The 12,158-nt window shown below is 49.8% G+C and carries 11 protein-coding genes and 1 pseudogene; 9 read left to right on the forward strand and 3 right to left on the reverse strand.

Features of this window, described 5'->3' with window-relative positions; all coding sequences use genetic code 11:
• The first annotated feature begins 13 nt into the window (after positions 1-13).
• On the forward strand, positions 14-454 hold the full coding sequence (locus GPJ68_RS19520; protein WP_255489336.1) for a FimD/PapC N-terminal domain-containing protein: 441 nt from the start codon (positions 14-16) through the stop codon (positions 452-454).
• A gap of 100 nt (positions 455-554) precedes the next feature.
• Here the strand turns inward: GPJ68_RS19520 and GPJ68_RS19525 are convergent.
• A pseudogene (locus GPJ68_RS19525) lies at positions 555-1,532 on the reverse strand (IS5-like element ISKpn26 family transposase).
• Positions 1,533-1,615: 83 nt separating this feature from the next.
• On the opposite strand from GPJ68_RS19525, the gene GPJ68_RS19530 reads away from it, so the two are divergent.
• The 7 genes from GPJ68_RS19530 to mutS all read left to right on the forward strand — a co-directional run bounded on the left by GPJ68_RS19530 (position 1,616) and on the right by mutS (position 9,779).
• Positions 1,616-2,794, forward strand: coding sequence for a fimbrial protein (locus tag GPJ68_RS19530; protein ID WP_047414273.1), 1,179 nt, complete (start codon positions 1,616-1,618; stop codon positions 2,792-2,794).
• Positions 2,795-2,862: 68 nt separating this feature from the next.
• Positions 2,863-4,050, forward strand: a complete 1,188-nt coding sequence (locus GPJ68_RS19535) for an HD-GYP domain-containing protein (RefSeq protein ID WP_047414275.1) — start codon at positions 2,863-2,865, stop codon at positions 4,048-4,050.
• A 69-nt stretch (positions 4,051-4,119) separates the two neighbouring features.
• Complete coding sequence (locus tag GPJ68_RS19540; protein WP_104651270.1) at positions 4,120-4,896, forward strand: winged helix-turn-helix domain-containing protein; 777 nt, start codon at positions 4,120-4,122, stop codon at positions 4,894-4,896.
• Positions 4,893-5,366 carry a hypothetical protein gene (locus tag GPJ68_RS19545; protein ID WP_047414279.1) on the forward strand — a complete coding sequence of 158 codons (474 nt, stop codon included), beginning with the start codon at positions 4,893-4,895 and terminating at the stop codon, positions 5,364-5,366. Before GPJ68_RS19540 ends, GPJ68_RS19545 begins: the two co-directional genes overlap by 4 nt.
• Positions 5,367-5,474: 108 nt before the next feature.
• Positions 5,475-6,065, forward strand: a complete 591-nt coding sequence (locus tag GPJ68_RS19550; RefSeq protein ID WP_230852523.1) for a Crp/Fnr family transcriptional regulator — start codon at positions 5,475-5,477, stop codon at positions 6,063-6,065.
• A gap of 137 nt (positions 6,066-6,202) precedes the next feature.
• Positions 6,203-6,808: a hypothetical protein gene (locus GPJ68_RS19555; RefSeq protein WP_104651269.1), complete on the forward strand. Its 606-nt coding sequence runs from the start codon at positions 6,203-6,205 to the stop codon at positions 6,806-6,808.
• Between the two features lie 409 nt (positions 6,809-7,217).
• On the forward strand, positions 7,218-9,779 hold the full coding sequence (gene mutS, locus GPJ68_RS19560; protein WP_047499414.1) for a DNA mismatch repair protein MutS: 2,562 nt from the start codon (positions 7,218-7,220) through the stop codon (positions 9,777-9,779).
• Between the two features lie 79 nt (positions 9,780-9,858).
• On the opposite strand, the gene rpoS is transcribed toward mutS, so the two are convergent.
• Complete coding sequence (gene rpoS / locus GPJ68_RS19565; protein ID WP_000081498.1) at positions 9,859-10,851, reverse strand: RNA polymerase sigma factor RpoS; 993 nt, start codon at positions 10,849-10,851, stop codon at positions 9,859-9,861.
• 62 nt (positions 10,852-10,913) lie between these two features.
• Positions 10,914-11,996, reverse strand: coding sequence for a murein hydrolase activator NlpD (gene nlpD, locus GPJ68_RS19570; protein ID WP_230330220.1), 1,083 nt, complete (start codon positions 11,994-11,996; stop codon positions 10,914-10,916).
• On the opposite strand from nlpD, the gene GPJ68_RS25265 reads away from it, so the two are divergent.
• Complete coding sequence (locus tag GPJ68_RS25265) at positions 11,899-12,126, forward strand: hypothetical protein (protein ID WP_223870215.1); 228 nt, start codon at positions 11,899-11,901, stop codon at positions 12,124-12,126. The two genes, nlpD and GPJ68_RS25265, sit on opposite strands and share 98 nt — an antisense overlap.
• Positions 12,127-12,158 lie beyond the last annotated feature (32 nt).

The raw sequence follows: 12,158 nt of genomic DNA on the forward strand, positions 1-12,158 counted from the left end.
AGGTTCAATTCTGATGAAAAACAGTTCTCTGTTTCGTATAAGTTTGCTAGTTCACTCTGTCAGCCTCGCGATATTTTCATACGGCGCGTTGGCGGAGGATTTTAATAGCAGCCTGCTGGTAGGTAATTCAGCAGATATGGACTGGAGTAATTCTCGGCTGGTTATGACGCCGGGGGCTTATGATTTGGATGTTTATGTGAATAACGTCTGGCGCGGGAAATTTAATATTTCCGTCGCTAATGACGATAAAGGTACTCTGCTTATTAATAAAGACGACGCATCTCTACTGGATATTCAGGGGCTGGATGATATTGTAAATAAAAGCACCGCTGAAAAGCTCGACGTTAATACCCTGCTACACGGAGGGAAAAGCGCCCTGATACCCGGCACACTGCGTCTGGATTTAGGGAAGGTGCGAATAAGCAGGTCATTTCTTCCCAAGCTGACTCGCTGATTAAAATTTCGCGGATCTGGGCCGATTTTTTTCCCGCAAACACATCGAATCAGCCTATTTAGGCTATTTTTTCCACCATTTCTGGCGTTATTTCCGGTTTTTACTGAGATCTCTCCCACTGACGTATCATTTGGTCCACCCGAAACAGGTTGGCCAGGGTGAATAACATCGCCAGTTGGTTATCGTTTTTCAGCAGCCCCTTGTATCTGGCTTTCACGAAGCCGAACTGCCGCTTGATGATGCGAAACGGGTGCTCCACCCTGGCACGGATGCTGGCTTTCATGTATTCGATGTTGATGGCCGTTTTGTTCTTGCGCGGATGCTGCTTCAAGGTTTTTACCTTGCCGGGACGCTCGGCGATCAGCCAGTCCACATCCACCTCGGCCAGCTCCTCGCGCTGTGGCGCTCCTTGGTAGCCGGCATCGGCTGAGACAAATTGCTCCTCTCCATGAAGCAGATTACCCAGCTGATTGAGGTCATGCTCGTTGGCCGCGGTGGTGACTAGGCTGTGGGTCAGGCCACTCTTGGCATCGACACCAATGTGGGCCTTCATGCCAAAGTGCCACTGATTGCCTTTCTTGGTCTGATGCATCTCCGGATCGCGTTGCTGCTCTTTGTTCTGGTAGAGCTGGGGCCTCAATGATGGTGGCATCCACCAAAGTGCCTTGGGTCATCATGACGCCTGCTTCGGCCAGCCAGCGATGATGGTCTTGAACAATTGACGGGCCAGTTGATGCTGCTCGAGCAGGTGGCGGAAATTCATGATGGTGGTGCGATCCGGCAGGGCGCTATCCAGGGATAATCGGGCAAACAGGCGCATGGAGGCGATTTCGTACAGGGCATCTTCCATGGCACCGTCGCTCAGGTTGTACCAATGCTGCATGCAGTGAATACGCAGCATGGTCTCCAGCGGATAGGGCCGTCGGCCATTGCCCGCCTTGGGATAAAACGGCTCGATGACAGCGGTCATATTCTGCCATGGCAGAATCTGCTCCATGCGGGAGAGGAAAATCTCTTTTCGGGTCTGACGGCGCTTAGTGCTGAATTCACTATCGGCGAAGGTGAGTTGATGGCTCATGATGTCCCTCTGGGATGCGCTCCGGATGAATATGATGATCTCATATCAGGAACTTGTTCGCACCTTCCCTAACAGAATCAATCATGAAAAAATTATTTTATCTTATGGTTACGGCCATAATACTGACCGCACTCCCAATATTATCTGCACAAGCACAGTCGCAGGCTCAGTCTCGCGGTGTAACAGGCGATACCTGCCGTAATTCCGGCATACTTTTTACCAGCGTCGCAGAATCGGATAAGTCGCTAAATCTTTCATCGGCTTTCGTGAATTCAAACGTCGTTGAATATTCCTATACCACCAGTTGGTCGGGTAGTATGACCTGTACTTACGGGAATATTGGGATCGGTGGTCTGGCGCAAGACCACTTATATTATTTTACCGGTTTCAACGGTTCTCCTGTTTATTTGAATTTCAACAGTGCGGATGGTGAAAGTAGCTACTGGATAAAATTAACGGCCACCATTAGTGGCGATACCAAAGTGACTGTCAGCGGTATCGTGGGCATTCACTCTCTGTCATATCAGACACAATATACGCTGCGGGCGGAATTAATGTCGGCTCCGCCTGTGGGCATGGAAAGCTATACCAAAACCACAACCAGCGGCGCACTGTCGGTCATACCTGCGGTGATGAGCGGTACCGGAAGCGGCTCCAGCTCACCGTTCCTTTCCAGCAAAACATATGCTTATCGCGCCTGGTCCAATATGATGTCTGAAACCGCACGCAAAAGCTGGAATACCGATTATTTTATTGCTTATGAGAAGCTGACGATTCAGTTTGAGCCAAAAGAAACAACCTGCAATATGACGCGGGACATGAGCGTGAAATTACCCCCTGCTCCGTTTAGCGTCCTGAAAAAAAATGGAAAGGCAGCTGGTGCCGATTTCACGATCCCGCTGAAGTGCGGCAACCTGGCCGGAATTAAAACGTCTACCCGCAATGTTAAGGCCTGGTTATCCAGCAATGATTTAGTCAGTTCTGATACCAGCTACCAGATAATGGTCAACGATGAAACCACGGCGGGAGGGGTAGGTATTGCCATTCGTAGCCGGATGTTTATGGGTGACTATGATGAGGTGCAAATATCCAGTAGCAATAATATGGAACATGCCTCACAAATATTAGATATCGCTAAAGATGATGATATAAGCAATACGCAATACATTTATCTTCATGCTTATTACAAAGTTTATAACGCATCAGCATTATCAACCGGTAGCGTGGTGGCGACTGCGCAGATAATGTTTGGCTACGATTAACCCCCCTATTTTACTGTGGCCCAGACGGGCTACAGTAAGTTTTTAATTTAATTCTCTTAAAGGATTTTATGAAAATATCTGTTCAAACCGTGCTTGATCTTCTGCACAGCATTATGCACCCGCTTTCTCCTGAACTGGTGCATCATTTGCAACGCACGGGTCTCATTTGCTGGTATCTCGGGAATCGAGCCGGTTTTGACAGTGCAGCCATCAATAACGCCTGGCTTGCGGGTATGTTGCACAATATCGGGGCGCTGAGCAAAGTGCATCCCTTCAGTGGCGCCCATGGTAAAGCCTTTATTGAAGAGCATGGACGACTTGGCGCCTCAATGATGTCCGGCGTACGTTTTTTACAGCCAGTGACCGCAATTCTTGAAACGCGCCACGCGGATGCCTTGGGTTACACGCAGAATACAATGCTAAATACCTGGCATCTGGTGCATCTGGCCGATGAGTTTGAGCTGTGGCTGCGCGGGATTGAAGGTGACTATGTGGCCCAACGGCATAATATTGTTTCCGGTTTTCTGGCCAGTAGCCCACTATGGCCATCGTGCCTGGTCGAGGCGCTACAGGATGCCAGCCATGAGGATGGTTTCTGGTTTCGCCTGAGTTCGCCCTCATTACAACAGGTGCTGCGCGTTATCAGCCCGCTCAATGATGTGGTGCTGGATCACCATGATTTTCTGGAGGTCTGCCTGCTGATTTCGAATATCGTCGATAAATACAGCAGCTTTACGCAGACTCACAGTACCAGCGTGGCTCACGTGGCGGCGAAGCTTGCGGAGCTGTACGGCTGCGATCGCTACACCCAGGATAAAATCCGCATCGCGGGGTACCTGCACGATATTGGCAAGCTGGGTATTCCACTGGAAATCCTCGAGAAGCAGGGAAAGCTGGAGCCGGACGAGTACGCGCAAATGAAGCGCCACAGCTATAAGACGCTGGAGATGCTACATCCCATTGAGGAGCTGGGTGAAATCGTACACTGGGCGGCAAGACATCATGAACGCCTCGACGGCAGCGGCTACCCTTTTCGCCTGGGTGCGGCTGCGCTGGATATCCCTTCGCGTATTATTGCTGTGGCTGATGTTTTCACCGCGATGACCGAGAACCGCCCCTATCGTCAGGGGATGTCCAGCGAAAAAGCATTGATTATTCTGGAGGAAGAGGCGTCAAATTTTCGTCTGGATCGGGACATTGTCGATCTGCTAAGCCATAATATTGCAGTGCTCAGACCTTTGGTTGCGATGTACTAAGCCAGGCATAACCCGAAATCGCAGCCGCGCAGAATGCATATTGTATAAATTTACCGAAAGAAAACGCGAATGAAATATTTGATAGCCAATAGAGTCATTTACGATAGCGAGAGCGGGGAACTTGTGGTCAAGGAACCCGGAAACGAGCAAAGTAAAAGGCTAACAAATACCGCTAACCGTATTCTTTCGTTACTGATTGCGTCGCCAGGCCGGGTACTTGAACGCGATTATCTTCTGGATAAAGTCTGGGAGGAAGCGGGCCATCCGGGTTCCAGTTCATCGCTGAGCCAGTACATTAGTATCCTCAGAAAAACATTAACATCCTTAATATTCATTGAGGAAATTATTGTAGCCGTACCCAAGGTGGGCTTTTACTTCTCACCAGAAATCGCCGTTGAACTGCAGAATGATGAAGAAATGGTGAGTACCACACCTCTTCCGGTATCCCTGCGTAAGGCGGCAACGAAGGATAAAAAAAACCTCTGGCTGATTGCGGCTATCGCGTTTTTGCTGCTGGCCAACCTTTGGATACTCAGCCAGAAACAGGGTTCACCGCGTTTTGCAGCCGAATACCGTATTGGTGAAATCGGGAACTGCAAATTTACTGCCTATGAAGATTTATCGGAGGAAGTTGACCCTCAGGTCATGAATATTATCCGTCAGCTACAGCCTGAACTTGAGCTAAAGTGCGCCCGGAAACCCGCGCAGATTATGGTTTATTTTCAACCCAGTGTTCTTTACGGTAGTCATGGTCGGTTTTTCTACTCTTATTGTCCAACAGATAAGGCAACAGCAAAAATTGTCTATTGTGAGAACCATTATGCTTTTAACTGGAAATTAAAATGAAGCTGATGACAACCTTAGTGCTGGCAGTGGTCGCGTTGATTTGTCTGTTAACATGGCAACTAAGCCTGCGATCGGGTGTTTATTTTGACAAACGCTGCTTTGCGAATATCACCTATGTTGACGCTTCGGATCACGCTCTCTTATTCAAAGGAAATATCACGTTTGAATTTAACAAGAACGAAACGGGCGTATTTAATCTTTCCGGCAACATTGACTATCAGGGGCGTCAATATCGATTGTCGCGTTATATAACATTTACCTATCATAACGTCAGTGGGAACCAGTATCGTATGAATACGACGACAAAAGATATCATGGCTCACGATAATGTGCCGGAAGACATTACCCTGCTGACAACAAAAATATTTGGGATGGAAGGGGAATACGTTATCTCCTTAGACAAAAAAGACAATAACTATATTACGATTGCAAATACCTTATCACCCTTAATGAACTGTGTGATTCAATAACAGGGATAGTGTTATACATTCACTATGAAAAGAAATAATTGTGTCAATTGTGAAGAGTGCGGTTTTGCAGAACTGTGCTCCGCCTATCTGTTCAGGCAGAAAGATCCATTGTTTATCCGCAATCTGGAGACAAAAAAGAAGATTGCCAGAGGTGAATATATTTATCGTCGGGGAGAGAAAATAGACGAGCTGTATGCCCTACGTAGCGGGGCCGCTAAGGTTTACGATGCGCGCGGGCAACTGATGGGGATCGTTTTGCCAGGACAGGTGATGGGCGTGGAGGAGCTGCACATCGGGTACAGTCAGCAGGATATTCAAGCCGCAACGGAAATAGAAGTTTGCGTACTGAGAAGCGATCATTTCTACGAAATGAGCCAGCTGATGCCAGGGTTTACAGATTTTATTGTCAGGATCCTGTCACGTTCGGCGCAGGAAAAACAGCAATTTATTTCAGTATTGACCAAAAGTGATACCTTGCAGAAGGTTCAATATTTCCTGCAACTGTTGTCTCGTACTTATAAAGAGTATGGCTTTGAGCATCTCAACCTTGAGTTACCGATCAGTAAGAAAGAACTGGCCCAGGTTCTGGGCATTTCGATATCCACCTTGTCGCGTGCCCTGGATAGCCTGAAGGATCAGGGGATTATTTCCATGCTAAATAAAAAAGAGATAACGCTAATGATGTCAGACAAAAAATAGCGTCTGAATGAGGATGTTCTTGTCATTTCTTAGTTTCATCTCAAAAAAATCAGTAAATCATTTATTGTCCAGTGTATCCCTTTGAGGAAAGCACCGGACTCATTTTTCTTAAAAACAAAGAGTTAAGGTTTTTCCCGATGTCGTTTGTCGTATTCTCTGATGATATTTTTTTTACCCGGTCTGCGGGAGGGCTGATGCCAATAGATAGCCTGCGCGAAGAGAACTTATGTATTATTGATATTGAATCTTTCTTCAGCTTGCATGATATTAAACATCGTGTTTGCAATGAACTGACCGACGGCTATTCTATCATTTTTGTAAAAGGCCGTGGAATGTTATCAAAGGTGCTTTCATCACTGGAGGGTATCTCCAGAACCGCCTCTGTAACGGAGTTTATCCGGTATATTAATGAAGGCCGAAGATATACTGTCTATCATATACTCACCATAATTGATTCTTTGCGGGAGCTACGTAACCTTACCCATACCGAGATTTCCGTAGCCTGTGCGTTACGCCGACAAATAAATATTACTGCCACATCCCAACTTCTGCACTGCTCAACGAAAGCAGTGTATCAGCGGGTATCTGCCTTGGCTCAGAAAATGAACCTCAGATACGGTACCCAAATCCAGTATTTCTTGTACCGCGAATATACCATTGAGGAACTCCAGCAGATAAATTGCATGAAACATCGTCCTGATACCAGTGTATTCCAGAATAATGGATCGACCCCACATCTGTAAGCAGATTCGATCCTCACGACGAGGCCTGTCTAATGGCCTCCGGACTGAGGTATCGCCCCGGTTGTCGTACAGGTTGAATCACTACGGATTTAACAGACACCTCAGAGTCATTTATGGACTTATCTTTGTCGCCAGGCTTCATCATTTCTACCGCTTTAAACGAAAGTAGCTTTCCCTCTTGTTTTCCTGCCATAAAGACTCCGTTATCATGCACCTTATGCAGTCATGAACATCAAGGTAGGTTACTCTGTATATGCCCATATTTTACCCAGGTATAGGTTGGCAAGGCACACTTTAACCCACCTTTAAATGTAGGATTTCATGATATTCGATGAGACAACGTGAAACTTAACGATAACCAAAAAATCACTAACTCATTAAAAATTAAGAAAATGGACATCATAAACCAATGAGTACAATAGAAAACTTAGACTCCCACACCCCCATGATGCAGCAGTATCTCAAGCTGAAAGCTCAGCACCCGGAAATACTGCTGTTTTACCGCATGGGCGACTTTTACGAACTGTTTTATGACGATGCGAAACGCGCGTCTCAACTGCTTGATATCTCCCTGACCAAACGCGGCGCATCTGCGGGCGAGCCAATCCCGATGGCAGGCATTCCTCATCATGCGGTAGAAAACTACCTCGCCAAGCTGGTCAATCAGGGTGAGTCCGTTGCTATTTGTGAACAGATTGGCGATCCGGCGACCAGCAAAGGCCCGGTTGAGCGCAAAGTGGTACGTATTGTCACACCAGGCACCATCAGTGATGAAGCGTTGTTGCAGGAACGCCAGGACAACCTGCTGGCCGCCATCTGGCAAGACAGTAAAGGGTACGGCTACGCTACGCTGGATATCAGCTCCGGGCGTTTTCGTGTCAGTGAACCCGCTGACCGCGAAACCATGGCCGCGGAATTGCAGCGCACCAACCCCGCTGAATTGCTGTATGCCGAGGATTTTGCCGAAACCTCGCTGATAGAGGGACGTCGCGGCCTGCGTCGTCGTCCGCTGTGGGAATTTGAAATTGATACCGCCCGTCAGCAGTTAAATCTGCAGTTCGGCACGCGGGATCTGATTGGCTTTGGCGTGGAAAACGCCCCACGCGGGTTATGCGCTGCCGGCTGTCTGCTGCAATACGTAAAAGATACCCAACGCACCTCGCTGCCGCATATTCGTTCCATCACCATGGAGCGTCAGCAGGACAGCATCATCATGGACGCCGCCACACGCCGCAATCTGGAAATCACCCAGAACCTGGCGGGCGGGGTGGAAAACACGCTGGCTTCAGTACTCGACTGCACCGTGACACCGATGGGTAGCCGTATGCTCAAGCGCTGGCTGCATATGCCGGTCCGCGACACCAAAATCCTCACCGAGCGCCAACAGACTATCGGCGCACTGCAGGATACCACCAGCGAATTACAACCCGTGCTGCGTCAGGTAGGCGATCTGGAACGTATTCTGGCGCGTCTGGCCCTGCGTACTGCGCGCCCGCGCGATCTGGCCCGTATGCGTCATGCCTTCCAGCAATTACCCGAACTGCGCGCACAACTGGAAAACGTAGACAGTGCCCCCGTGCAGATGCTGCGCGAGAAAATGGGTGAGTTTACTGAGCTGCGTGAACTGTTGGAACGTGCCGTCGTGGAAGCTCCACCAGTGCTCGTACGTGACGGCGGCGTCATTGCCCCAGGCTACAATGAAGAGCTTGATGAGTGGCGAGCGCTGGCTGATGGCGCCACGGACTACCTCGACAGACTGGAAATCCGCGAACGCGAACGCACCGGTCTGGACACGCTGAAAGTAGGATTTAACGCCGTGCACGGCTACTACATTCAGATCAGCCGTGGGCAAAGTCATCTGGCGCCAATTAACTACGTACGCCGCCAGACATTGAAAAACGCCGAACGCTACATTATTCCGGAACTGAAAGAGTACGAAGACAAAGTTCTGACCTCAAAAGGCAAAGCGCTGGCGCTGGAAAAACAGCTGTATGACGAACTGTTCGACATGCTGCTGCCACACCTGGCTGATTTGCAACAGAGCGCCAGCGCGCTGGCGGAGTTGGACGTGCTGGTCAACCTCGCGGAGCGTGCTTATACCCTGAATTACACCTGTCCGATCTTCACCGATAAACCCGGCATTCGTATTACCGAGGGACGTCATCCGGTGGTTGAACAGGTGCTGACCGAGCCGTTTATCGCCAACCCGCTTAACCTCTCGCCTCAGCGACGGATGCTGATCATCACCGGCCCAAACATGGGGGGTAAAAGTACCTATATGCGCCAGACTGCGTTGATTGCGCTACTGGCCTATATCGGCAGCTACGTTCCGGCACAGAAAGTCGAGATCGGGCCTATCGATCGTATCTTTACCCGCGTGGGCGCGGCGGATGATCTGGCATCGGGTCGTTCCACCTTCATGGTAGAAATGACCGAAACCGCCAACATTCTGCATAACGCCACCGAGAACAGTCTGGTGCTGATGGATGAGATTGGACGCGGCACCTCCACCTACGACGGCCTGTCGCTGGCATGGGCATGCGCAGAAAATCTGGCGAATAAAATCAAAGCATTAACTTTATTTGCGACCCACTACTTCGAACTGACGCAGTTACCGGAGAAGATGGAGGGCGTCGCTAATGTGCATCTGGATGCGTTAGAGCACGGCGATACCATCGCCTTCATGCACAGCGTGCAGGACGGCGCGGCGAGCAAGAGCTATGGTCTGGCAGTCGCTGCCCTGGCTGGCGTACCGAAAGAGGTGATCAAGCGTGCGCGGCAAAAACTGCGCGAACTGGAAAGCATCGCGCCAAATGTTGCCGCAACCCAGGTCGACGGTACGCAGATGTCGCTGCTGTCAGTACCGGAAGAAACGTCACCCGCCGTTGATGCGCTGGAAAACCTCGACCCGGATTCGCTAACGCCTCGCCAGGCGCTGGAGTGGATCTACCGGTTGAAAAGTCTGGTGTAGTAAAAAGAACCCGATAGCGGTAGCCCTAAAGAAAAAGGCCAGTCTCAATGAGACTGGCCTTTCTTGATAGAACTTGTGCTTACTCGCGGAAAAGCGCTTCGATATTCAGTCCCTGAGTCTGCAGAATTTCACGCAGACGACGCAGACCTTCAACCTGAATCTGGCGAACACGTTCACGAGTGAGACCAATTTCACGGCCCACATCTTCCAGTGTCGCAGCTTCGTACCCCAGCAGACCAAAACGACGTGCCAGCACTTCACGCTGTTTGGCGTTCAGTTCGAACAGCCATTTGACGATGCTCTGTTTCATATCATCGTCTTGCGTGGTGTCTTCCGGACCGTTTTCCTTTTCATCGGCCAGAATATCCAGCAACGCTTTTTCGGAATCGCCACCCAGCGGGGTGTCTACCGAGGTAATGCGCTCGTTGAGTCGGAGCATACGGCTGACGTCATCAACCGGTTTATCCAGTTGTTCAGCAATCTCTTCTGCACTCGGTTCGTGGTCCAGTTTATGCGACAACTCACGCGCGGTACGCAGATAGACGTTCAGCTCTTTTACAATGTGAATCGGCAGTCGGATCGTACGGGTTTGGTTCATAATCGCCCGTTCGATCGTCTGGCGGATCCACCAGGTTGCGTATGTTGAGAAGCGGAACCCACGTTCCGGGTCAAACTTCTCGACGGCACGGATAAGCCCTAAATTGCCCTCTTCAATCAGATCCAGCAAAGCCAGACCACGATTGCCATAACGACGAGCAATTTTCACCACCAGACGCAGGTTACTTTCAATCATGCGACGGCGAGATGCGACATCTCCACGCAGTGCGCGACGCGCAAAATAAACTTCTTCTTCGGCTGTTAACAGTGGTGAATAACCAATCTCACCAAGGTAAAGCTGAGTCGCGTCCAACACACGCTGTGTGGCCCCCTGCGATAACAGCTCTTCTTCAGCCAGGTCGTTATCACTGGGTTCCTCTTCACTCAAGGCTTTTTCATCAAAAGCCTCTACTCCGTTCTCATCAAATTCCGCATCTTCATTTAAATCATGAACTTTCAGCGTATTCTGACTCATAAAGGTGGCTCCTACCCGTGATCCCTAACGGAACTAGCACGTGAAAGCCTGGTTCCGCCTAATTATCGCTGCGGTAAATAGCGCAGCGGGTTTACGGATTTCCCCTTGTAACGAATTTCAAAATGCAAGCGTGTTGAACTGGTTCCGGTGCTACCCATGGTAGCTATTTTCTGCCCCGCCTTGATTTCTTGTTGTTCCCGGACCAGCATTGTATCGTTATGGGCGTAGGCGCTCAGGTAATCATCGTTATGTTTGATGATAATAAGATTACCGTAACCACGCAGCGCGTTACCGGCATAGACGACGCGTCCATCTGCGGTCGCGACAATAGCCTGTCCTTTGCTGCCTGCAATGTCGATCCCTTTATTGCCACCTTCGGTAGCCGCAAAGTTTTCGATCACTTTGCCGTCAGTCGGCCAGCGCCAGGTAGAGATTGGCGAGCTAGTCGACGTTGAGCTTGCAGTTGATTCGGTTGTGCTAACTGCTGGAGCCGTTACAGGCGCTGTGACCACAGTCCCAGCAGGCTTGTTGTTCGGCAACATTTTGTTAGCACTTTGTTCACCTGAATCCTCAGAATACGTAATTGTTGGTTTCGAAGCAACAGCAACGGTGGAATTTTGTGCAGGGTTGGTCACAACTCCTTGCTGTGCTGCATCCGCCTGGGTGATGGCATTGCCACCGGTAATCGGTGCGCCAGACGCGTTGCCCACTTGCAGAGTTTGACCGACATTCAGGCCATACGGGGCCGGAACGTTATTGCGTTGTGCGAGGTCACGGAAATCGTTCCCGGTGATCCAGGCAATATAGAAAAGGGTATCGCCTTTCTTAACAGTATAGGTACTGCCGCCCGTGTAGCTACCTTTCGGAATATTCCCATACTTACGATTGTATACAATACGACCGTTTTCCATCTGCACAGGCTGTTGAGCAACAGGCTGGATTTGCGTTGGCTGTGTAGTTGGTTGCTGCACCGACTGGATCTGTGGCGTCTGCTGTACGGTCGACGTCGAGCCCATTTTGGGTGGAGGCGTAATCAGCATGCCAGAACTGGTGTTCGTTGATGCACTACCGTTAACCGAGCTGACCGGCGCTGGTGGATTCGAGGTGTTTGAACAACCTGCCAGCCATAGTGAAACCAGTGACAATGCCGCAATGCGGCGAACGGTAAATTTGTGGCTTCCCGCGCTCATTTATCCCCCAGGAAAATTGGTTAAAACCAGTGACGTAATCACCGTGCAAGGCCCCGTCACAATACGCTTACTCTTTCGAGAATAACCAGGAAAACTCCAGGTATTCAGCAGCGCTAT

Origin of the sequence: Citrobacter sp. 172116965, assembly GCF_013458095.1 — a bacterium.
GTDB classification, from domain to species: Bacteria; Pseudomonadota; Gammaproteobacteria; order Enterobacterales; family Enterobacteriaceae; genus Citrobacter; species Citrobacter braakii.

Excerpts from the sequence above, each read along its gene's own strand:
- GPJ68_RS19540 (WP_104651270.1), top strand. The coding sequence starts at position 4,120 with ATGAAATATTTGATAGCCAATAGAGTCATTTACGATAGCGAGAGCGGG.
- mutS (WP_047499414.1), top strand. The coding sequence starts at position 7,218 with ATGAGTACAATAGAAAACTTAGACTCCCACACCCCCATGATGCAGCAG.
- GPJ68_RS19530 (WP_047414273.1), top strand. The coding sequence starts at position 1,616 with ATGAAAAAATTATTTTATCTTATGGTTACGGCCATAATACTGACCGCA.
- GPJ68_RS19545 (WP_047414279.1), top strand. The coding sequence starts at position 4,893 with ATGAAGCTGATGACAACCTTAGTGCTGGCAGTGGTCGCGTTGATTTGT.
- GPJ68_RS19520 (WP_255489336.1), top strand. The coding sequence starts at position 14 with ATGAAAAACAGTTCTCTGTTTCGTATAAGTTTGCTAGTTCACTCTGTC.
- GPJ68_RS19555 (WP_104651269.1), top strand. The coding sequence starts at position 6,203 with ATGTCGTTTGTCGTATTCTCTGATGATATTTTTTTTACCCGGTCTGCG.
- GPJ68_RS19535 (WP_047414275.1), top strand. The coding sequence starts at position 2,863 with ATGAAAATATCTGTTCAAACCGTGCTTGATCTTCTGCACAGCATTATG.
- rpoS (WP_000081498.1), bottom strand. The coding sequence starts at position 10,851 with ATGAGTCAGAATACGCTGAAAGTTCATGATTTAAATGAAGATGCGGAA.